Annotated in this window: 14 protein-coding genes; 6 read left to right on the plus strand and 8 right to left on the minus strand. The window is 47.1% G+C overall.

The annotated features are described in order from the left end of the window. Positions 1 to 273: 273 nt before the first annotated feature. Positions 274 to 2,961, plus strand: a complete 2,688-nt coding sequence (locus QUA03_RS14210) for a CHAT domain-containing tetratricopeptide repeat protein (protein WP_333212945.1) — start codon at positions 274 to 276, stop codon at positions 2,959 to 2,961. Between the two features lie 48 nt (positions 2,962 to 3,009). Here the strand turns inward: QUA03_RS14210 and QUA03_RS14215 are convergent, their stop codons facing one another. Both QUA03_RS14215 and QUA03_RS14220 read right to left on the minus strand, forming a co-directional pair. After that, entirely contained in the window at positions 3,010 to 4,968 is a 1,959-nt protein-coding gene (locus QUA03_RS14215; protein ID WP_333212946.1) for a cation:proton antiporter domain-containing protein, read from the minus strand. A gap of 537 nt (positions 4,969 to 5,505) precedes the next feature. Further along, the gene (locus QUA03_RS14220; protein ID WP_333212947.1) at positions 5,506 to 6,786 is read right to left on the minus strand and encodes a GH25 family lysozyme; all 1,281 of its coding nucleotides are present in this window, start codon (positions 6,784 to 6,786) and stop codon (positions 5,506 to 5,508) included. A gap of 112 nt (positions 6,787 to 6,898) precedes the next feature. Here QUA03_RS14220 and QUA03_RS14225 point away from each other — a divergent pair, with 112 nt between their 5' ends. Beyond that, the gene (locus QUA03_RS14225) at positions 6,899 to 7,393 is read left to right on the plus strand and encodes a DUF427 domain-containing protein (RefSeq protein WP_333212948.1); all 495 of its coding nucleotides are present in this window, start codon (positions 6,899 to 6,901) and stop codon (positions 7,391 to 7,393) included. A 403-nt stretch (positions 7,394 to 7,796) separates the two neighbouring features. Further along, positions 7,797 to 8,891, plus strand: a complete 1,095-nt coding sequence (locus tag QUA03_RS14230) for a diguanylate cyclase domain-containing protein (RefSeq protein ID WP_333212949.1) — start codon at positions 7,797 to 7,799, stop codon at positions 8,889 to 8,891. 73 nt (positions 8,892 to 8,964) lie between these two features. Here QUA03_RS14230 and QUA03_RS14235 read toward each other — a convergent pair whose 3' ends face one another. From QUA03_RS14235 to QUA03_RS14245, 3 genes are all read right to left on the minus strand, one after another. Continuing rightward, positions 8,965 to 9,204 carry a helix-turn-helix transcriptional regulator gene (locus tag QUA03_RS14235; RefSeq protein ID WP_333212950.1) on the minus strand — a complete coding sequence of 80 codons (240 nt, stop codon included), beginning with the start codon at positions 9,202 to 9,204 and terminating at the stop codon, positions 8,965 to 8,967. Between the two features lie 244 nt (positions 9,205 to 9,448). Further along, positions 9,449 to 10,291 carry a methyltransferase domain-containing protein gene (locus QUA03_RS14240; protein WP_333212951.1) on the minus strand — a complete coding sequence of 281 codons (843 nt, stop codon included), beginning with the start codon at positions 10,289 to 10,291 and terminating at the stop codon, positions 9,449 to 9,451. A 240-nt stretch (positions 10,292 to 10,531) separates the two neighbouring features. Continuing rightward, a complete protein-coding gene (locus tag QUA03_RS14245; RefSeq protein ID WP_333212952.1) occupies positions 10,532 to 10,717 on the minus strand; it encodes a hypothetical protein in 186 nt (61 codons plus the stop codon). 333 nt (positions 10,718 to 11,050) lie between these two features. On the opposite strand from QUA03_RS14245, the gene trxB reads away from it, so the two are divergent. The 3 genes from trxB to rpoD all read left to right on the plus strand — a co-directional run bounded on the left by trxB (position 11,051) and on the right by rpoD (position 16,500). Further along, the gene (gene trxB / locus QUA03_RS14250; RefSeq protein WP_333212953.1) at positions 11,051 to 12,421 is read left to right on the plus strand and encodes a thioredoxin-disulfide reductase; all 1,371 of its coding nucleotides are present in this window, start codon (positions 11,051 to 11,053) and stop codon (positions 12,419 to 12,421) included. 177 nt (positions 12,422 to 12,598) lie between these two features. Then, positions 12,599 to 13,483 (plus strand): ABC transporter permease, encoded by an 885-nt coding sequence (locus QUA03_RS14255; protein ID WP_333165176.1) that lies wholly within the window; start codon positions 12,599 to 12,601, stop codon positions 13,481 to 13,483. A gap of 1,850 nt (positions 13,484 to 15,333) precedes the next feature. Further along, positions 15,334 to 16,500, plus strand: coding sequence for an RNA polymerase sigma factor RpoD (gene rpoD / locus QUA03_RS14260; RefSeq protein ID WP_333212954.1), 1,167 nt, complete (start codon positions 15,334 to 15,336; stop codon positions 16,498 to 16,500). A gap of 214 nt (positions 16,501 to 16,714) precedes the next feature. Here rpoD and QUA03_RS14265 read toward each other — a convergent pair whose 3' ends face one another. The 3 genes from QUA03_RS14265 to QUA03_RS14275 form a co-directional block, all read right to left on the minus strand. Continuing rightward, positions 16,715 to 16,867 (minus strand): chlorophyll A-B binding protein, encoded by a 153-nt coding sequence (locus tag QUA03_RS14265; protein WP_172186457.1) that lies wholly within the window; start codon positions 16,865 to 16,867, stop codon positions 16,715 to 16,717. A 125-nt stretch (positions 16,868 to 16,992) separates the two neighbouring features. Further along, positions 16,993 to 18,450 (minus strand): ATP-binding cassette domain-containing protein, encoded by a 1,458-nt coding sequence (locus tag QUA03_RS14270; RefSeq protein ID WP_333212955.1) that lies wholly within the window; start codon positions 18,448 to 18,450, stop codon positions 16,993 to 16,995. A 246-nt stretch (positions 18,451 to 18,696) separates the two neighbouring features. Beyond that, positions 18,697 to 21,249, minus strand: a complete 2,553-nt coding sequence (locus tag QUA03_RS14275; protein WP_333212956.1) for a DNA topoisomerase (ATP-hydrolyzing) — start codon at positions 21,247 to 21,249, stop codon at positions 18,697 to 18,699. Positions 21,250 to 22,594: the final 1,345 nt, after the last annotated feature.

Here is a 22,594-nt window from a genome sequence, read left to right on the forward strand (position 1 = left end):
TAGAGTCCCCATCCCTGCAGCGAGATTGGGGAGGCAGAGTAAACTTCTATGATGGTCGATCGCCGGTGGCAGAGTGAGGCGATCGCACGACGGCAGAAAGAGCGATCGGGCTAATTCTCTAAATTCCAACTCTAGAATCCTATGCTGTATTCCCCATTTAAGCGACTCAAATCGACCCACTCTAGGCTCACTAATGTTTTCCTAGCTTCCATTTCCCTATTCCTGCTTGCCACTATCCCCCTATTAACTACTCCTGACTCTCTCTTCCCAGCGATGGCTCAAACTACTGATGCTCGTGAAGCAGAGGGCGATCGGCTCTTAGGGCAGGGGCTTGCGTATTATGAGGCTGGGCAATTTCCAGCAGCGATGAATTCCTGGCAACAGGCACTGCAAATTTATCGCGCTCTCAAAAACCGCCAACGGGAGGGTTTGACACTAAACCTTTTGGGATACGCTTACCGCTCTCTGGGCAACTCGGCCAAAGCCCTTGAGTATTCACAGCAGAGTTTAGCCATCGCACGCGAAATTAAAGACCGCTACGGGGAAGGTTTGGCACTGGGCAATCTCGGAAGTGTTTACACTTCTCTGGGAAACTCGACCAAAGCCATTGAGTATTCACAGCAATATTTAGCCATCACTCGCGAAATTAAAGACCGCGACGGGGAAGCTAAGGCACTGGGCAATTTGGGAGCCGCTTACCTCAATCTGGGCAACTCGGCCAAAGCCATTGAGTATTCACAGCAAAGTTTAGCCATCGCACGTGAAATTAAAAACCGCCACAGTGAAGGTTTGGCACTGGGCAATCTCGGACGTGCTTACCTCTATTTGGGCAACTCGGCCAAAGCGATCGAGTATTTACAGCAACATTTAGCGATCGCCCGCTCCATTAAAGACCGCGAAGGGGAAGGTAATGCACTGAACAATTTGGGAGGCGCTTACCTCAATCTGGGCAACTCGGCCAAAGCGATCGAGTATTTACAGCTCAGTTTAGCCATCGCCCGCCAAATTAAAGACCGCAAGGGGGAAGGTATCGCACTGGGGAATTTGGGAGTCGCTTACAATTCTCTGGGCAACTCGGCCAAAGCGATCGAGTATTTACAGCTCAGTTTAGCCATCGCCCGCTCCATTAAAGACCGCGAAGGGGAAGGTAGGACACTGAACAATTTGGGAGAGGCTTACAGCTCTCTGGGCAACTCGGCTAAAGCGATCGAGTATTTACAGCTCAGTTTAGCCATCGCCCGCTCCATTAAAAACCGCAAGGGGGAAGGTAATGCACTGGGGACTTTGGGAAACGCTTACCTCAAGCGGAGCAACTATGCCAAAGCGATCGAGTATTTACAGCTCAGTTTAGCCATCGCCCGTGAAATTCAAGACCGCCAGGGGGAGAGTAGAGGACTGGGCAATTTGGGAAACGCTTACCTCTCTCTGGGCAAGCATGCCAAAGGCATTGAATATACACAGCATAGTTTAGCCATCGCCCGCGAACTGAAAGACCGCCAAGGGGAAGGTAATGCACTGAACAACCTCGGAGTGGCGTTCTTGAAAGCTGGCAACCCCACAGAATCTGCAAAAATCCTCGTCAAAGCCATTCAAGTTTGGGAATCGATGCGTCAACTGCTCGGCTCCAACGATGCGAATAAAGTCTCCATCTTTGAAGGACAAGCTCGCACCTATTGGGCTTTACAACAAGTCAGGGTGGCTCAGAATAACCCGATCGCCGCTTTAGAAATTGCGGAACGGGGACGCGCTCGTGCCTTTGTCGATCTTCTGACAGAACGCTTATCTTCAAGTTCTACCAATCCGGTTAACACTTCTCCCGATCGGGAGCAAATCCGACAAATCGCCAAAGCACAGAACGCTACTTTGGTGCAGTATTCGATCGTCTATGACGACTTCCAGATTCATGGCAAAACAGTAGGGCATGAATCCGCGCTCTACATTTGGGTGATTCAACCCACGGGTGAAATCACCTTTCGTCAAGTTGACCTCAAACCCCTTTGGCAAAAACACAACGCCTCTTTAGCCAGCTTGATCGTTGGCAATCAAGAATTCCTCGCCGTCCGCAGTCGCAGCAGTCTTGGCTCCACCCAACCCCAACCCAACTTACCGACACTGCATCAACTGCTGATCGATCCAATTCAAACGCTTCTGCCCAAAGACCCCAACGCCCATGTAATTTTCATTCCCCAAGGTTCCCTGTTCCAGGTGCCCTTTCCCGCCCTGCAAGATGCCAGCGGCACTTACTTAATCGAAAAACACACGATTCTCACCGCCCCCTCGATTCAAGTATTGGATTTGACTCGACAGCAACGGCAGAAGTTAGGCAATCAGCCAGCCAACGGTCGCGGAAATGCTCTGGTGCTCGGTAATCCCACGATGCCACAGGTATCTTTGTCTCCCGGAGAACCGAAACAGCAATTGTCTCCTCTACCTGGGGCCGAAGCTGAAGCTAGAGCGATCGCGCCTCTACTCAAAACTCAAGCCATCACAGGCGCACAAGGGACAAAAGCTGCGATCGTCCAAAAAATGCCGCAAGCATCGATTATTCACTTAGCAACGCATGGATTGCTCGATGATGTGCGCGGATTGGGAAGTGCGATCGCTATGGCTCCCTCTGGCAGCGATGACGGCTTATTGACCGCAGAAGAGATTTTCGACATGAAACTGCAAGCAAGCTTAGTCGTTTTGAGTGCTTGCAACACTGGAGAAGGCAGGATTACCGGGGATGGGGTGATTGGCTTGTCGCGGGCGTTGATTTCGGCAGGAGTGCCGAGTGTGATTGTTTCTTTATGGGCGGTTCCTGATGCGCCGACATCGGAATTGATGCAGGCATTTTATCAAAACTTGCAAAATAATCCCGACAAAGCACAGGCATTGCGGCAGGCAATGTTAACCACGATGAAAACTCATCCCCAGCCGCGAAATTGGGCAGCATTTACTTTAATTGGGGAGGCAGAGTAAGGACGATCGCGACAAGCAGATTATAGAGTACGATCGGGATACTAACTCTTACCGCGAAACTGGCGGCTGCAAAACTTTAGCATCCTTTGCTATTTCCGCTGACTCCAAAACCTCCTCTAAAACCGGAGAAGGAATCGGCACTTCTTCCACTACCTGATGCTTTTCCAAAGTCAAGCGAGACTGCGACGAACCAGACAATCTTTTCAACAATTTCGGTGTCGGATCGTACAGCAAATAAATAATTCGATCGCCCGCTTGCCAAATCTGAGTCGCCGACACTACTTGCAAGTATCCTTGCCTTTCCACCAGCAGCGGCGCCAACTCCCCGGCTTTAACCAAAGCTTGTAAGTGAGCAATCTGAAACTGCAATCCCTCTGTTTTTAACTCAGTTTCCCCCAATTTCACTTCGCCGTCGCTTAAATATTCGTTCCAATCCTTCAGCGATAAATCGGAGACAAAGGCTTGATTGATTTTAGTCGGATTTGCAGGCGTATTTGCTTGCGGATCTTTGGGGAATATTGCCAAAACCCTTGGGGGTGCAAACTCTTCGGCAGCTCGCTGAGCTAACACTAAGTTTACCTCGCCGTTGTTAGTCATTGCCAGAAAAGTTCCCATCGATTCCAGTCCGGCTTCTTCTAACACGCTGTGATCCAGAGCACTGCTCAAAAACACCCGCAAACCCTCTCGTTCTGCTAGCGCACAAGCTTCGGGGTTCGTGTCAATAATTGCCACCGATTCTCCGCGTTCTTGAAACAAGCGAGCAATTAATCTGCTCAAAGGATTTGATCCCACAATTGCCGCACCGGTTGCGGATTTTGAGGTGATGCCCAAAAGTTGAGCCATCCGTCCGGCTGTTAGTCCCTGGACGAAAACTGTCATAATAATTGTTAGGAAAACTAAGGCTTTAATCGAGTCGCCGCCGTTGATTCCCCGTTGGGTGAGCAAAATTGCAAATAAAGATGCGATCGACGCTGAGACAATTCCCCTGGGCGCTACCCAACAAATAAATAATTTCTGCCGCCAATTCAGTCCGCTGTTCCAAGTACACAGCCAAACGTTGATCGGCCGCACTACCCACATTAAAGCTAAAACTGTAAACAAACTTCCCCAACCGAGGGCGACCACACTAGCGAGGGATAAATCTGCCGCCAGCAGCACGAATAGCATGGAAATAGCCAGGACTGTGAGTTGACCTTTAAACCTCCTCAACAGCCTTTCTTCCGGCACAGCAGCGGCTCTGAGGACGATGCCGGAGAGGACTGTTGCCATCAGTCCCGATTCGCTGCGGATTTCTTCTGCTAAGCCGAAAAATCCCCACAAACCTGCTAAAACTACTAAGTTTTTGAGGTCTTCTGAGAGAAATTGCGATCGCTTGAGAATGAATCCCAGCAGCCAACCTCCCGCAACTCCGATGACTGCGCCAACGAAGAGTCGCACGATTAAATCTCGGAACACAATTAGCAAATCAGCATTGCCGTTCAAAATAATATTCAGCACCAATACTGCCAGAATTGCCCCGACAGGATCGATTAAAACGCCTTCTGCTTCTAGCAAGGCCGCAACTTTTTTGTCAACTGATACTTGTTTGAGCAAAGGGCCGATTACTGTCGGGCCTGTGACGACTACTAGAGAAGCATACAGAAATGCGATCGGCCAGGGAAATTCCCCCAACCAGTGTGCGGCCATTCCGCCGCCAATTAGCGTAATTAAAGTGCCTACTGTAACTAAATTGCGGATGCTGCCGGAAAGTTTACCCAAATCTCGCAATTCCAAATTCAAGCCACCTTCAAACAGAATTAAAGCTACGCAAAGGGATACCATAACTTCCAAACCGCTTCCCAGCAGATTCGGGTGCAGCACTCCCAAGCAGTCTGGGCCGGCTAAAATGCCAAACAACAGCAAAAAGACGATCGCCGGAACTTTCAGATAAGCGGCGAGAACTTGAGCGCTGATGCCACAGATGACGGTCATGACCATCAACTGGGTGATGTTAAAGGGGATTTCCATAGATATAATTGTTACAGGCTGCCCGCTCAGTTTTAAATGTTCGATCGCGGGTAATTGGAGTGCAGGCGCTATTTTCGGCGCAGCTTACAAACTCGGCACGGCCCTGGATTTTTCCCAATAAGATTAAAAAACCTTGATAGTCGCTATAACTTTATCAGATAATTCTCTTGCCGTCAAAGATGGGAGTAAGCTGTAGCTAAGCGAGAGATTGTCTGTTATGTTAGAGAGTTGGACGGGGATGCGGGAACAGAGGGAGAGGATTTGACGAATTTTGATGGGGAGTCATTCGATTTTAGATTTGAGATTTGAGATTTTGGATTGACTTGCGCGAGATAAATTCGGAGGCTTGAGGATTTTCGATTTGGGATTGATTCCACGGATAAATCACGTGGCGGGTACCACCTTTGAAATTCGCTTGTCAATCTCAAATCTCAAATCTCAAATAGCAAGAGTTGTCGGCTTTCCAATTACAGAGCGATCAAACCCCCAAATTTATCTGTGGAGTCAATCTCCCATCTAAAAACTCCCATCTAAAATTTATAATCGACTGGCATTCTGCCACCTGCGAAAAAACTCCGATAGAATGGCCGGCGAAATTCGCCCTTCCAGCCAATCTAAAGCCTGGTTTTGCTGGGGTGCGGCCCGATAAAATTTGCACGCATCTATCAGCCGAATCGGAGAATTAGTGACAATAGATTGAGCTCGCCATTTTTGTGCAAACTCGTTAATAATAGCCGGAGAAATTTGTTTTTGCAGCCAATCTAAAGCTTGGTCTTGTTGTGCTAAACCGCGATAAAATTTGCCCACATCTATCAATCGCAAATTACTGTCTTGAGGTAAGGTAGTTGCCCGCCATTTTTGAGCAAATTCCCCTAAAACAGAGGTAGGAACCTGACTTTGCAGCCAAATTAAGGCAGTATCTTGGCTAGCCTTAGCTTGATAAGACGAGAATACCTGAGTCAGCCGCACGTCTGAGATGGGAGGGGGAGTCGGAGTGGGAGTCGGCTGCGGAGTGGGTGTCGGGACTGGAGGGGGAACAATTACTTTGGGAGGTTTTCGCATCAAAGCGGCCCAGGTTTTGAGGCTGGCAATGCCGTCTGGATTGAGACCTTGAGATTTCTGAAACGAGATGAGCGCCGCTGTGGTGTTGGCCCCAAATTTACCGTCCATCGCCCCTTGATAGAAACCTTTAATTCTTAATTCCTTCTGGATGTCTGCAACTTTATAACTTACTGTGCCTTCTCGGACGCTTTCAAAAATATTGGTGTCTACATTGCCCGATACGCCCGACACGGTGCCGCTGTCGCTGTACTGCCAAAAAGTCCATGTTTTCCAGCCGCCGGGAACCCAAGGTTCCTCAGCAGTGGTATAGTGAGCAATCCACAGTGGGTAATCTGCCAACCGTTTTGTTCCCAAGTTGTCCCAGAAAGCGGGGTAGGTGTAGATAATCGGCCGCATCAAGGTGGCTTTTTCGACTGCTTCTAACCAAATTGCGGCTCGATCGCAAAATTGATCCACATTCAAACCGCCTGTAGTTTCCAAATCCAAGACAGGTGGCAAATCCCCCGCTTCGAGTTTTACAGTTTTCAAGAACAAATCTATTTGTTCTTGAACGCTGCTGGCAGGTTGAAAAAAGTGGTAAGCACCGCGGTGAATCCCCGCCGCTTTCATCGCCACCCAATTGCGAGCGAAAGTTTGGGCAACGAACGTTGCACCTTCGGTCGATTTGACAAAACTGAAGGTAATACCATCCCGCGCAACGGCTGGCCAATTGACATTGGGCTGGTAGTCGGAAACATCTATACCGCGAATACTCATATTACGAAGAGTTGAGAAAAGCTGGTTTGCTCTGAAGCAGCGACTCGATTAAGGGTACATTAAATTGTAATACTAAGTCGCTAAGTGTTTTTTTGCAGGGGAGATTGTGCGAATGAACTTCGATCGAATAGAGCCCGGCCCTGGTGAAGAGTCTGTTTGGGATTACCCGCGTCCCCCTCGGCTTGAGGAATCGACCAAACACGTACAGATAATTTTTAATGGAGTGACGATCGCCGACACGCGCCGTCCTCAGCGGGTATTGGAGACCAGTCACCCTCCTGTCTACTATATCTGCCCCGATGACATCAAAATAGAATATTTGCACAAAACTTTACGGGGTTCTTGGTGCGAGTGGAAGGGACAAGCCGGTTATTACACTGTGACGGTAGAGTCAAAAGAAGTAGTAAATGCGGCTTGGTTTTATCCCAATCCTAATCAGGTTTTTGCAGCTATTAAAGATTATGTGGCTTTTTATCCGAGCAAGATGGATGCCTGTTATGTGGACGGGGAATTAGTGCAATCTCAACCTGGGGATTTTTACGGCGGCTGGATTACCAAAGATATTGTCGGCCCGTTTAAGGGAGGGCCAGGAACTTGGGGGTGGTGAGGGAGTTTTGAGTTTTGAGTTTTGAGTCGAGGACAGGGGCAGACACCGCGTTTTTTTACGCAAAACCTCGTTACAGCCTCAACCCGGTTTAAAAACCACGTTTCTTGAGTTTGTATACACCATAAATGAGTTGAGGAATGGCGCAAAAATCGGTTTTTTTTACGCCGTAAAAATCCCCTAGTAAAAAATCTAGTAAAAAATCCATAATAATTCAATAAATCGGGAATTTAGTGAGCATGAATCAATGCAAGGCAGCTACCGCAAAAACTAACGCAGCAGCTTCTTCCATTATTAAAAAATAATATAGTAAAGATTACAGGTACTGGCAATAAATAAATAATTATATAATTTAATAGCTGACACTAGCTTTGTTGCTGGTTTATTGTTTATTCGGATCTGCGCTGTGTCTGTTGAATTTATTGAACCCTCTAACTCGCCCGAAAACTCACCCCAAAATTTATCTTTAGAGTCTACTCTTCAGGATCTATCTCTATTTAATTTCCAGGTTGACTCCTCATATCTCGCCAAAGAAATAGCTCGGTTGTTTCAATCTCACCCGCTGCTTCCGGGAGTTATCTTAACCGTAAATGGGGAATTTTTAGGGATGATATCGCGTCGGCGATTTATGGAACGCATGAGCCGCCCTTACGGAGTAGATATATTTGCTTGCAGACCGATTATAGCCTTGTATCAAATAGCTCAAACCGATATTTTGATTTTACCAGGAGTAGCCTTAATTGTCATGGCAGCTCAGCGCTCCGTGCAGCGACCGCCGGAACTGCTTTACGAGCCGATTGTTGTGCAGTTAGAACCTCAAGTTTACCGACTTTTAGACGTGCATCAACTCTGGGTAGCTTTATCCCAAATTCACCAACAAGCTACTTGGTCTATGAGCGAACTTTATTACAATTTATCGCTCACGCAATCCGAGTTAGAAGCAGCTAATTCTCAATTAAAAGCAGCTAATTCCGAATTGTATCGCCTTGCCAACTTAGATGGCTTAACTCAGGTTGCCAACCGTCACTGTTTTAACGAATACTTAGAGAAAAAGTGGCAAGAATTGGCGGAAGCAGCATCAGAACTATCTTTAATTTTATGCGATGTAGACTTTTTTAAGAAATACAACGATACTTATGGACATCAGGCGGGAGATACTTGCTTGCAGCAGGTAGCCCAAGCCATTTTGGAAGCGGTAAATTACTCAACAGGCGAAGTTTCGGGCGAGAGTCTGGTAGCCCGTTACGGAGGCGAAGAATTTGCAGTGATTTTGCCTCAGACTTCACCGGAAATAGCTGTCTGGATTGCAGAGAAAATTCGAGTGTGGATTAAAAAACTAAAAATTGAACACGTTAATTCAGAGGTGTGTTCTTTCGTGACCCTGAGTTTGGGGGTAGCGAGTACGGTTCCTCAGCCCGAAACTTCCCCGGAAAAACTGCTTGCGGCGGCAGACCGTTCGCTTTATCAAGCTAAAGACTTAGGGCGCGATCGAGTAATTTGAGATTTGAGATTTGAGATTTGAGATTGAAAAAAGTGATCCACGGATTTATCCGGGGCTTGTTTAATGGTTTCCATCATAGATTATCGAGCAAATCGCTGATCGACCTGCCGATGGTAGCCAGCAATTTCTCCAAAGCTTTCATCTGCTTGACGGTGAAGGTGGGTACATTCTTCCCCAACTCCCAACGGCTGATTGTTTGCGACGAAACGCCAAGCTCTCGCGCCAAATCTTCCTGACTCATCTCCAGTTCTTCCCTGAGCTTCTTCAAATGCGACTCTTGATCTTCAGGTCGCGGAACGGGCTTTTTCGGCATATCCTTGATCGCAGATTTTTCCGATCAGATGCTTAAACATCTTACTTCCTTCCTCGGAGAAGATTATCTACTTCTGATTCTTCCTTCGCGTTTTTCGCGTCTTCGCGGTTCAATCATACTAATTTTTCCGACCCGAAAACAGTAATTAAACCACAAACAGATCGCGCAACGCTAAGGCGCATAGCTGGAAAGGCGCGATCGCTCCTATTCTCATTTGAAATGTTATCGGGCGATCGTCCCCAGTCTACAAAGACTCGCACCAAGCACGCTCCGCCGTCCAGTGCCTGTCTGAAGATTCATAAATCCTCAACCCATCCAACCCGGCATTTTGGATCATCTCCTCAACTTCATCCAGCGTAAATGCTGCTTGCAACGAATCGCTGAATAACTGTTTCTGATGCGCGTTGCAATCTCCCGCATACAGATTGACTAAATTATCCCTGATTTCCGCTTTTTCCGGCCGCAGCAAATCCCGCAAAAAAATTGCTCCCTGCGGCTTCAACACCCGTTTGACTTCCTGCAAAAACGGCAGCGGATCGGGCAAATGGTGGATAATGCTGTTGGAAATCACCATATCAAAATAATTGTCAGGGTAAGGCATGGCTTTAGCATCGATCAGTTCGAGACTAATTTGCGATCGCACGCCCGCCTTTTCCACATTTTGGGCCCCGACTTTCAGCATATTTGCCGACAAATCGATGCAGGTCAATTTCCATGCTGGCCGCATTTGAGAAATTGCGATCGGAATTCTCGCCGTACCCGTCCCCGCATCCAAAACGTTTCCAAAAACCGGCCCCAACGCCGCAGCACTCTGAGCAAAAGCAGCATTAACCTCAGTAAAGTCCATCGAATCGTATTCGATCGCCTCATCCAAGGAATCCATCACTTCCGGTTCTAAAACTCGCTGCATAAAATTTATCTCGTTATCTGGCATTGCCATATAGGGGTTCAGTTTCGCCTGCAAAAGCTCGATTAACTCCGGTTCCATATATTCGTAATTGTCCGGGATTTGCAGGCAAATAACTTTCTTGCCTTCGAGACTTTCGGGAAATTTGCTGCGAAGTCGATCGCCATGCTTCTTCTCCATCACAAATATTAAATCCGCCCAACCGACAAGACCCTCAGTGACTCTAATTCTTGCACCTTTTTCTGTTCCAGCTGATCGTACACTGTAGCCGCTAACCTTCTCGCATATCTTCTCGGCAGTCAAACTTCTCCACTTATTCTGACTGCACACAAACAATATCTTGATTTTATCCATTCAGACACAATTACAAAATTCTATGTTTATCGTGGCACAGGCGTCCCGCCTGTGCTTCCAAAGCGGTTAAAAATTTCCTTCTAATTTTCCCCCGATCGCACCTTCTTTACCACAAATACTATATTTTGTCAAACTTGGCAAAATCGGCGTTACAATTCTTAAACCATAAAATGCGGGTTTTGCATAAATAATTGTACTTATTACATTTGCAGAGTTCGTTAATTTTACGATTTTAAAAGCTTTCAGGGTCAAAAACTTAAATTAGTCATAATGCCCCTGGATTGTGAAAATCGTACCACAAGCCTCAAAGCAAGTAAATAGGTAAAATAATTGAGAATGAAGTCAATAATTTTCGTCATTTTTAGATTTTCTTAAGATTTCAGCCGTCAAAATAGATCGAACATTTAAAACTAAATCAACTTTTAGATTGTTTTTGCTTATTAAAGTAGCTGGAATTGCCCCGAAGACCGATCGACCCTCAAAAATAGATACAGATGCTCGATCGCCCAATGGCATCCAACCAAACTCGATCGAACTCTGCTAAAATTAGTAAAACGAAGTCGTTATGAGTTTAAGTAAAGAGCTATGACCAACGAAACCGTAGAAAACCTAGTAATTATCGGATCAGGCCCTGCCGGCTACACCGCAGCCATCTACGCTGGGAGGGCAAACCTGAAACCCTTAGTGTTTGAAGGCTACCAAGCGGGAGGCGTCCCCGGCGGTCAACTGATGACCACCACAGAAGTCGAAAACTTCCCCGGCTTTCCCGAAGGCATCACCGGGCCGCAACTGATGGATCGGATGAAAGCTCAAGCAGCGCGCTGGGGTGCCGAATTATACACAGAAGATGTAATTTCGGTGGATTTGACCAAGCGTCCGTTTACAGTGCGATCGGAAGACAGAGAAATCAAAACCCACACGATAGTAATCGCTACAGGCGCGACAGCGAAAAGGCTGGGGCTGCCTAGCGAACACGTATTTTGGAGTCACGGCATTTCTGCCTGTGCGATTTGCGACGGCGCTACCCCAATTTTTAAAGGAGTAGATTTAGCTGTAATCGGCGCGGGCGACACAGCAGCGGAAGAATCTATTTATTTGACAAAATACGGCTCTCACGTACATATGCTGGTGCGGCGCGATCAAATGCGCGCGAGCAAAGCCATGCAAGACCGAGTGCTGAGCAATCCCAAAATTACCGTGCACTGGAACACCGAAGCAGTGGATATCTTGGGAGAGCCAGGGGGCAAAATGGACGGGGTGAGACTTAGAAATATCGAGACCGGCGTCGAGAGCGATTTGCTGGTGAAAGGATTGTTTTATGCGATCGGTCACACTCCCAACACTCAACTGTTCCAAGGTCAGCTAGAACTCGACGAAGTAGGTTATATCATTACCAAACACGGTTCGGTAGAAAGCAGCGTCGAGGGAGTTTACGCCGTCGGCGACGTACAAGACCACGAGTTTCGCCAAGCCATCACCGCCGCCGGTAGCGGTTGTATGGGGGCGATGTTGGCAGAAAGGTGGCTGTCGTCCAATGGTTTAGCTCAGGAATTCCACCAAACCGAGGAATCCGAGCAACCCGTCGCAGCGCCGGAAGCTCAAAAAGTACGCAAAACCAGCGCGAACTTTGATATCCAAGACACGCGCCACGAAGGAGGTTATGCTCTGCGGAAACTTTTCCACGATAGCGATCGACTGATTGTGGTCAAATATGCCTCTCCGAGTTGTGGGCCTTGCCACAGCCTCAAGCCAATTTTGAGCAAAGTAGTAGATGAGTTCGAGGGCAAAATCCACTATGTGGAAATTGACATCGAAGAAGATCCAGAAATTGCTGAAAATGCTGGCGTGATTGGTACGCCGACGATTCAGTATTTCAAAGACAAAGATTTGGTGGCTGAGCTCAAAGGAGTTAAGCCGAAAAGCCAGTACCGCGAGTTAATTGCCAGTAATTTGTAGAAAGGCAAATTAGCGAAGACTTTTTAACCGCAGAGATCAGCGGATGAACACGGATGAACGCTGATGTAATCTGATCTGCGTGTATCTGCGTTCATCTGCGGTTAAAAAGTCTTCCTATGGTTTTCGGTAAATATTGATATGCTGATGAAAACAAATCTGACGCACCAATTATCAATTATGGCTCAAAGCCGCCTCCGACTGCCGCGATTTCTCAACAGTGCCTCACCGTCAAGCCTGTCAATGAAAATGATGTGGGCAGGTTTGACAATAACTGTCGTGTTTATATTGGTAGCCACCTTGTCTCCAGCTATGCAAGCTTGGGGATGGCTGCAAAATCCTACCGAGGCTTTGAGTAACCCCATCCACGAACCGCCGTCGGCGAATTATTGGTTTGGTACTAGCCGCAGCGGCTACGATGTGTTTTCGCGCACGCTGTTTGCTTCTCGCGCGGCTTGGCAAGTGGTAATTTTAGCCACTGCTTTGAGTTTGTTTATCGGTGTGCCGCTGGGTTTGGTTAGCGGTTATTTGGGCGGTAAGCTCGATCGAGTGTTGTTATTTTTAATGGATACAATTTATACTTTGCCGGGGCTGCTACTTTCTTTGACGCTAGCGTTTGTAGTGGGAAAAGGAGTTTTTAATGCTGCGATCGCCCTGAGCATTTCCTACATCCCTCAATACTACCGCGTCGTCAGGAATCACACCGTCAGCGTCAAAACCGAATTGTTTGTCGAAGCCGCGCGAGCAATGGGTGCTGACACTTGGACAGTGCTTTCGCGCTACCTGTTTCTCAATGTGATTCAGAGCGTACCGGTGCTGTTTGCGCTCAACGCTGCCGATGCAATTTTAACATTAGGAGGTTTGGGATTTCTCGGATTAGGACTTCCCGAAGCAACTCCCGAATGGGGACACGACTTGCGTTTAGCTTTAGATGCGCTACCTACCGGCATTTGGTGGACGGCTTTGTTTCCCGGTTTGGCAATGACTTTAATGGTGGTGGGACTGTCTTTGGTGGGAGAAGGATTAAACGAGTTTGTGAATCCTCGCCTGCGGAATCAGCAGTAACCTGTCTTGGGGTTAAATTAAGTTGGCAGTTAGGACTTTAGTGGTTATTCAGCAATATAACAAAAACTGAAGTCCTGACTACAAACACACGCTATAAAGAGATGGTAATATCAGCCCGATTAATTAATTACTAAATCTTTCTCTCAATAAGGTTAATTCTTTCTAGTAAACCTTCGTTGGGTTGTCAATATAGACAGGGAGCCGAAATTTTTCTTGATAGCTTCATCCCCTAACGGTCAAGCCACATAATTTAAACCAGAGTAGAGGATAAAGCGAGACTCTGTGCTTTCTGAGGACACGCTGTAAATAATAACAAAATTTTGAGCATCGCACCAACGTCCTACCGTTCCATTGCTTTAAGTATCCTGAAGTTGAGGCCTTCTCTAACCATAGCAAGCACATCGCTAACTGGATAAATTTTTCTTCCCTGGCAGAGTTATCATCGGCAGGCAGTTGCAGCAAAGTCGGCTGTGGCTTTTTTCCGTCTGCTTGAAATTATCAAGACAATTCGGGAATAGTACCTAAAATTGATGGAATGAGTTTATTGAATCTTCACACTGTCACAATGTATTTAAAGGAATCGTGAAGTTATACTTCCGGGAGATGTCGAATTGTATTGTTTGTGAGACCGTGCGATCGCGCAAGTGCGAACCGAAAGCCAAAAATTTTAGAGAAGTCCGCAGCCTAGAGTTGCGCGGCGGGTTAACTCTCAGTAGAATTTATCCTGGTGGTTTTTGCCATGGACGCGACAAACTCGTGTCGAACTGCTTAAATAAGAATGTGACGTTAAGAACTTAATGTGATTTAACGTGAAAATTAAACCCAATTTCTGAGATTTGAGCTAACTTAACAATGAAAGCCCCTGTTGCACTACTCAACCCGCAACGCTTCATTGGGGGTCAGAGTCGGTCTTTAATCCAGAGTTACCGACTTAAAACTAAAGCTACGAGCTTTATTCAATCGCAGATTGCGTATGATTCAATTCAGGGAAACAGGGTAATGATGGGTGTATCTACACGGATTGTATTGGTTCCCATTTGGGCAACTCAAAAATTGTCTGCTAACTGTCTGGCCAACTACGCCGCAGCCGTTCACCCAGATATACGCAGAAAACAGGGCCGTTTGATCGTGCCAAAGTTTTTGCGGGCCGTTCTCAGGATTTAGCAGAGCCGGACATGAGTTAGTATTGTCAAGCTAAGCTGACAGAGTTTTCCTAGTTCTTGACCAACAATGGAAAACAACTTCCATTTTTTGTGAGAAAGGCTACAATCGGGAAGGTCTTTGCAAGATCCGATTCTCCCCGTTTGGTGCTTCAACCCTCTGCTGTTGCATTTGAGGCAGCAGACCGGCATCCAAGGTGGCGAAAACTTGCCGTGCAACTGTCATGTCTGACAACCAGAGTGAAAGCAAGGCGAATCAAAAGTTCGACACCTCCAATACAAAAGTTAGAGGGTTCCGTGCGGGAAAACTTGTACGGGTAAAAGCTCGAAGTACCGAGTAAAAAAGCCAGTATTTTTGGAAGTGTGATCGATCGCACTTCATGGTTTGCTTCTCTGGGCAAGGTATTGCAGATGATGTGGTAACTCGCTCCGAAAGAAAAAGCCGCTAGCTCAATTTAAGGTCGCGATGTTAAAATCTGCGATCAATTGAATGCGCTGACTGCTTCAAACCAGAACTCGAACCGTGACTCATAAAACAGGTGCAGTTTCGGTAACAAATTCAGCTAGCAGACCAAAAATCCCACTATTTCTTCCTGCGGGAATGTCAATACTGGCTAACTTGTCTAAACTACAAACAGACACTATTCCACTGTTATTTATTCTTTAATTCAGGAGCATGAGGAAGACGGCATGATCCCAGCTAACACCGTACTCGCAACCACAATTACACCGGAAATGGAAACAATCGAGTTGCTTCGCAGCGCCGAAAGCGTTCTACCTGAGAGCGAGTTAGAACTCTTTATCGACGAAGAAGACGATCGAGAAGAATTCTTAGACTCTCAATCTGAGGAAGATCCTAAATCTGGCAAAGGCGCCAAAGCCCGCCGTCGAGCACAGGCAAAGAAAAAGCATTATACTGAAGACTCTATTCGTCTTTACCTGCAAGAAATCGGTCGGATTCGACTGCTGCGAGCTGACGAAGAGATTGAACTAGCACGCAAGATTGCAGATTTGCTGGAATTAGAGCGAGTTCGAGAACAACTGCTCGAAGAGTATAACCGCGAACCTAAAGACAGCGAATGGGCGAATGCTGTAGATATGGCACTTCCTGCATTCCGTCACCGACTCCACGTCGGTCGTCGGGCCAAGGAAAAAATGGTGCAATCAAACCTGCGTTTGGTGGTGTCGATCGCCAAAAAATACATGAATCGCGGTTTGTCTTTCCAAGATTTGATTCAGGAAGGCTCTTTGGGTCTGATCCGGGCCGCGGAAAAATTCGATCACGAAAAAGGCTACAAGTTTTCTACCTACGCAACTTGGTGGATACGTCAAGCCATTACCAGGGCAATCGCCGATCAATCGCGCACTATCCGCCTGCCGGTTCACCTTTACGAAACCATTTCGCGGATCAAAAAAACTACCAAACTCCTGTCTCAGGAAATGGGTCGCAAGCCTACGGAAGAAGAAATTGCTACCCGCATGGAGATGACGATCGAGAAGTTGCGGTTCATTGCTAAGTCCGCACAGTTGCCCATCTCTCTAGAAACTCCGATCGGCAAAGAGGAAGACTCACGTCTGGGAGATTTTATTGAATCTGACGGGGAAACACCAGAAGATCAAGTCTCGAAAAACTTGCTTAGGGAAGACTTGGAAAGCGTTTTGGATACTCTCAGCCCCCGAGAACGAGATGTACTGCGGCTGCGTTATGGGTTAGATGACGGACGGATGAAGACCTTGGAGGAAATTGGTCAAATCTTTAACGTCACTCGTGAGCGAATTCGCCAAATCGAGGCTAAAGCCCTGCGGAAGTTGCGCCATCCTAACCGCAACAGCATCTTAAAAGAATATATCCGCTAGAGTAATTTGCTAGCATCACCCAAAAGAGTGATTCGCACTCTTTTTTTTGGGGGGGAGACCCCCCGCCCCGGTTTGAGTTATAGCGGTTAAATTTTGTGCTGCTAACTGCCCGGAGCAAGTGGCTATTTGCTGCCCAAATCCCGCTGCCAAAAATTAGGGAGTCCATTACGGAACTCCCAAACTTTGCAGTGTCACCAAATTCTTAACTAGAAAATTACATCAGACCCCAAAAGTGCAGCAGGCCTTGACCGGAAACCAATTCGATGATGACAGCGGCAGAGAAACCAATCATCGCCAAACGACCGTTCCAATTTTCGGCTCCCTCGCTAAAGCCCCAGTTCCAAGCGTTGCGTTTTTGTTCTTGCATAGTGCGAACTCCTTTCGTTAACTTTTGTAAGTAAGGCTTATGTAAATAAATATAACATTAACTTGAAAAAAGTACGAACCTGTGAAAGTGATATCGGTAACAAGGGTCGATCGACCTTGAGGATTTTACCTAACAGGAAAAATAGCCAACTCTGTATCAGGATCGAACAAGTGAATTTTGTCATGGGCGATGGCCAACCAAAGCTCCTCGCCAACTCGGATCGATCGCTCAGGAGGAACCCGCACTTGCATCCTCACCGCCGGAGCATCCGTCAAACAAACCCCCAAATAAGTTTCGTGTCCCAAAGCCTCTACAATTTCCACTTGTACCGAAAGATTTTTGGTAGCCGGAGGGTTAATGCTCAGATGTTCCGGCCGAATGCCCAAAATTAGCTTTCGCCCGTCATACTGTTGTAGACTTTTTGCCCAAATATCGGGTAAAGTAAAGCGAAATTGCGGGTGAGAAATCAACAGCGGAGCACTAAATTCCACCGACAAAAAATTCATCGGCGGAGAACCGATAAACTCAGCAACAAACAAATTAGCCGGCTTATTGTAAAGCTCTAGAGGTCGAGCTACTTGCTGAAGCTGGCCTCTATTCATAATAGCAATCCGATCGCCCATAGTCATCGCCTCAGTTTGGTCGTGAGTCACATAAATAGTTGTAGTTCGCAACTGTCGCTGCAACTGCACAATTTGCGATCGAGTTTCCGCCCTCAATTTCGCATCAAGATTCGATAACGGTTCGTCCATCAAAAAAACTTCAGGATTTCGAGCCATCGCCCTACCCAAAGCTACCCGCTGCTTTTGCCCTCCCGAAAGTTGTTTCGGCAAGCGACTTAAAAGAGATTCTATTTGCAATAATTCAGCTACCTTCAGGACTCGTTCTCCTACGGCTTTTTCCCGTTCCGATAAATAGCGCAAACCCGGAGGCAGCTTGCGAGTCGCTCCTCCTAAAAAGTCCTCAAACAAAAGATAAATAAGAGGATTTTTAAAAGAATTAGAAGCTAAATAATTAATAACCTCTTCTACTTTCTTGCTGATTCCTTCTGCATTCTGGCTAGTTCCTTCTCTTCCTCCTTCTGCCTTCTGCCTTAGCTCTTCTTCCATCTTTCGTCTTCCATCTTCCGTCTTCCGTCTTTCATCTTCCGTCTTCCGTCTTCCGTCTTCCGTCTTCCTTCTTTGGTCTTTCTCCCTTTCCGAGCGGCGCAATCCAAAGGCGAGATTATCGTAAACTGTTAAGTGAGGATAGAGAGCATAATTTTGAAATACCATAGCGATATCTCGGTCTTTAGGAGGCAAATCGTTAACCAGCCGATCGCCCACCCAAATATTGCCGGCAGTCAAAACTTCCAAACCGGCGATCGATCGCAGCAAAGTGCTTTTTCCGCAGCCAGAAGGGCCCACCAGCACCATGAACTCCCCGTCTTCGACCGTTAGGTTAATGCGCCGCAAAACGCTGTTAGACGCAGGGCGATCGGCTATAGGCGAGACATTTTCTGCGACAGTGTTTGCTTCTTTTTCCTGTTCTCCTTGGCGGAGAGGAAAACTTTTGTAGATATTTTCTAATACAACTTGCGCCATTAAACAATTTTAGATTTTAGATTTTAGATTTTAGATGGGGGAATTGGGAATTGGGAATTGGGCATAGGGCATTGGGTCTTGGTAATTGAGATATTCAAGGAAGGAGGAAGTTGGGGAACGAGCAGTGTACAGGATTTAAATGATTTAACGGATGGATGTTGAAGTCAGAAGTCAGAGGTCACAAATCAGATTAATGCCCCATGCCCCATGCCCCATGCCCCATGCCCCATGACTATTGACTATTGACTATTGACTGCTGATAACTTTGATGATTCTTTCACCTGGATTTAGGTCAAAAACTCGATCGCCTGCAGCATCTTTCCCCCAAAAAGCTATAGCATCAATAGTCGATCGCAGCACGCGGCCAGAATTAGTAAAAAGTTTGACATCCGTACCCGGAACAGCCTGCAGCAAGCCAACTAAAGCATCTTTAGGCTCTGAGAAACGAAAAGCTTGAGTGCCAATTTCGCCCCGGTTAGTAAGTCTGACAGAACCTGCAGGCATTCGTTTTGCCCAACCCAACTCGGAAAATAGCACCAGACTGTCGTCCGGGTAGAGAGTGATGCAGCCCACCAACTGTTCCTGCTTCCGCAACCTGGTTACTTGAGAACCCTGGGCCGCGCGGCCCATTGGCGGCAGTTGTTCGTCATCAATCTCAAACCGAAGGACTCGGCCTCCTGAAGTTGCGATCGCCACTTGCTCGCCGACTTTAGCCAGACTCGCACAGCGCAGCCGATCGTCCTCCTTGAGTTTAACAACAGTAACGCCACGATTAGTCAAATCAGCAAATTCCTGCATCGGCAAGCGCTTAATTTTTCCTTGCTGAGTCAGAGTTACTAAATCTGCCGCTTCCGAATTTCCCGGCAAAATAAAATGTGCAACTGTGATTTCCGACAAAGCGCGACCGGCACTGTCTTTAGTAGCACTCGGCGACAACAAACTAACGATCGGCGTTCCCCGGTCTTTGGCGCTACTACTAGGAATATCGGCCACTTTCAACGGGTAAGCTTTGCCGTTAGGAGTTAAGATGACCAAAGTGCGATCGGTTTTCGTCAGATTTGCCGTCACAATAAAATCTTCATTTTTTTCTAAAGCTGAAACCGATTTTTCGCGACTTTTCGAGCGTGGCTTTTCCCCTGTCGGCAAGCGTCGCACGTACTGCTTGTGCGAAAATTCAACAATAGTTTCCTCTGGCTCAAGAACGGGCAATAAGTTAGGCTGAATCGTTGCCGGTGACAACTGCTTCACCCCAGAATTTTTCTTACCAGCAAATTGTGATTCGGCGTTTGCTGCGCGTGCAGTTCCATTGGCGAATTTAGTGCGGCGGGGGTCGGCGTACTTGCGTTTTAGCGATCGAAATTCCTTCTTTAAAGCCTTCAAAAGTTCGCGCCTGTCGCTCAACAACCGCTGCAATTCTTGAATATTAGCCATCAACTCATCCAACTCAGACTGCAAATTTTGCCTTTCCAAACCAGTCAGCCTCCGCATAGGCATCGCCAAAATCGCATCAGCTTGACTTTCGCTCAAATTGAGGCGAACTTGGAAAGTTTGCTTAGCAGTAGAGCCGTCAGGAGAATTTCTGAGAATGTCGATCGCGGTATCAAGATTTGTCAAAGCCAACATTAAGCCTTGGACAATATGACAGCGGCGTTCAGCAGCCTGCAACTCGTAATTGTAGCGGCGGGTAAGAGTCACTTCCCGGAAATCCAGAAATTCCTGCAACAATTGTCGGAGTGTCAACTGTCGCGGTTGACCGTTGACAATTGCCAGCAAAATCGCGCCAAAATTTGTTTGCAGGTCAGTTTGTTGGTAAAGGCGAGCCAGAACCGCTTCTGGGGTAAATTCCCGCTTGAGTTCAATCACAACTCGAATCCCTTCGCGATCGCTCTCGTCACGCAAATCAGAAATACCGTCGAGGCGGCCAGCATTAACCAACTCCGCCACCTTTTCAATCCAAGCCGCCTTATTTACCTGAAACGGAAACTCCGTCACCACGATCGCCGTTTTAGTACGCACCTTGCGATTACCTGGCACCTCTTCCACCCCGGCCACACCCCTGACCGCAATGCTGCCTCGGCCCTTAGTGTAGGCGTCAACAATGCCCTCTGTAGCGACAATTTCCCCTCCGGTTGGAAAATCAGGGCCCGGAATCAGTTCTATCAACTTCTCGTCGGATAGTTCCGGGTTTTCAATCAAAGCAATTAAACCGTCTACCACCTCCCCCAAATTGTGCGGCGGGATATTAGTTGCCATCCCCACAGCAATGCCCGTACAGCCGTTGAGTAACAGAAACGGCAACTGAGCAGGCAGCGCCGTTGGTTCCTGCTGGGAACTGTCAAAGTTAGCAGTAAAATCAACAGTTGCATCGCCGACTTGGGTTAGCATAGCTTCGTGGGCGATCGGTGCCAGCCTCGTTTCCGTATAGCGCATAGCAGCCGCCGGATCATTGTCCACCGAACCGAAATTGCCGTGACCCGCCAGTAAGGGATACCGGCTCGAAAACTCCTGAACCATGCGTACCAGAGCGTCGTAAACCGATTGGTCGCCGTGGGGGTGATATTTTCCCAAAACATCTCCAACTACCCGGGCGCACTTACGGTAAGGTCGGTCTGGCGTCAGACCAAGTTCGTGCATCGCATATAAAATTCGACGGTGAACAGGTTTTAAACCGTCGCGGACATCAGGCAAAGCTCGCCCGACGATCACACTCATGGCATATTCGAGGTACGATTGCTGCATCTCGGCGTGCAGAGGCGTAGAAATTACTTGCCCGGAAAGTAGGTTGAGTTGTTTAGCCATGAGTCTTTGTGTCCGTTAATTCCTGAGTGAAAACAGCCTCTGTCAATAATGCCGAGGTTCCCTGTCTCGATTGAAAAGCCTTTGCCGCAGGCGAACCGAAAGTTCGACCCAACCGCCCAGTTGAAGAATAAAAATAAACTTAACTTGTGAAAGCAGAATCAGAGTCCCGAAGACGGGCAACACTTGCCTCTTACTCTCCACTCTTACCCTAACCTCTATGTTGCCTTCATTTGTGCCTACCTGTCTATTTACCTTCTGCCGTGAGAAGATTGATTCACAGGAGAACACGGAATGCCCAAAACTCAGAACCTAGTGAGGCTTTAGCTTTTCCTAGGAAAGCGTCACGAGGGACTTGAGTCCCCGTCAATCCATGATAGAATTTAATTGCAATTAGGAATAACCATCTACACGAAGAAATATTTTATTCAGGAGAAACCCCAGATTGATCTCGTCTCAGTACAGCCGTAGCGTGGATCAAGCAGCAATGGTAGACGATCGAGCTTACCGTGTTTTGGCAAGCGTGATGGACTCCGAAAGTATTAAAAAAGAAAAGTAAGCGGAATTGGAATACGTCTGGTACTGGTACTTGTTCTGATCGTGTAGAGGCGACTGGACTATGAGTGAAGTCCAAGTTTTGGGCTTATTGAACCATAGAGCGTGGCCGTGACTCGCTGAGAGTGTCAAAAATGCCGATATTTATGAATTCATCAGTCAAAAGCTCTCCTGGCGATATCTCCTAGTCTGACATCCCCTTGATGAACGCAAGCGTCGATATTTTGAGCCGTTTTGAGGGGTTAAAACTGAGTATTAGGAATCTCCAACAATCCCCGCTAGATTCGCTACTTCAAAGGCTGTGGCGACGGGAGTATGTGAATAAACATGGCTTGATTATAATGAGCAAGAAGGAAAATAATTATCACACATTCCCGACTCTAATCCCCGTTCAAAAAATAATGCAACTGTAGGCCCGTGTTCCAAACTTATATCCAGTCAATCAGTTCCCATCTAAAATCTAAAATCTAAATTCTAAATTCTAAATTCTAAATTCTAAAATGGTAGAAGCCGGAGGCTTTACCGAAAGAGAGGATATTATAAGTCCAAGACGCACGGGTAGTCAGAAACCCGGTTTTTTCATAGAAATAGTTCGTTATAGCCGACCGAAACGAGCAAAAGCTGGGTTGCGAGGCGCCGTCCCTGCCTCCTAGATTGTACTAGAAACCTGCTACCTGAGAATCTTGAGGCTCTCACGAGTGCCAGGTCTAGTTATAAAAAACAACTAAACTGTCTGTGTGTAGTAGTCTAAATGATGGTACTGGATGCTTCTAGGCATCTGTAAACCCTCTCA

Source organism: Microcoleus sp. S36b_A4, from assembly GCF_036700645.1.
GTDB lineage: Bacteria > Cyanobacteriota > Cyanobacteriia > Cyanobacteriales > Microcoleaceae > Microcoleus.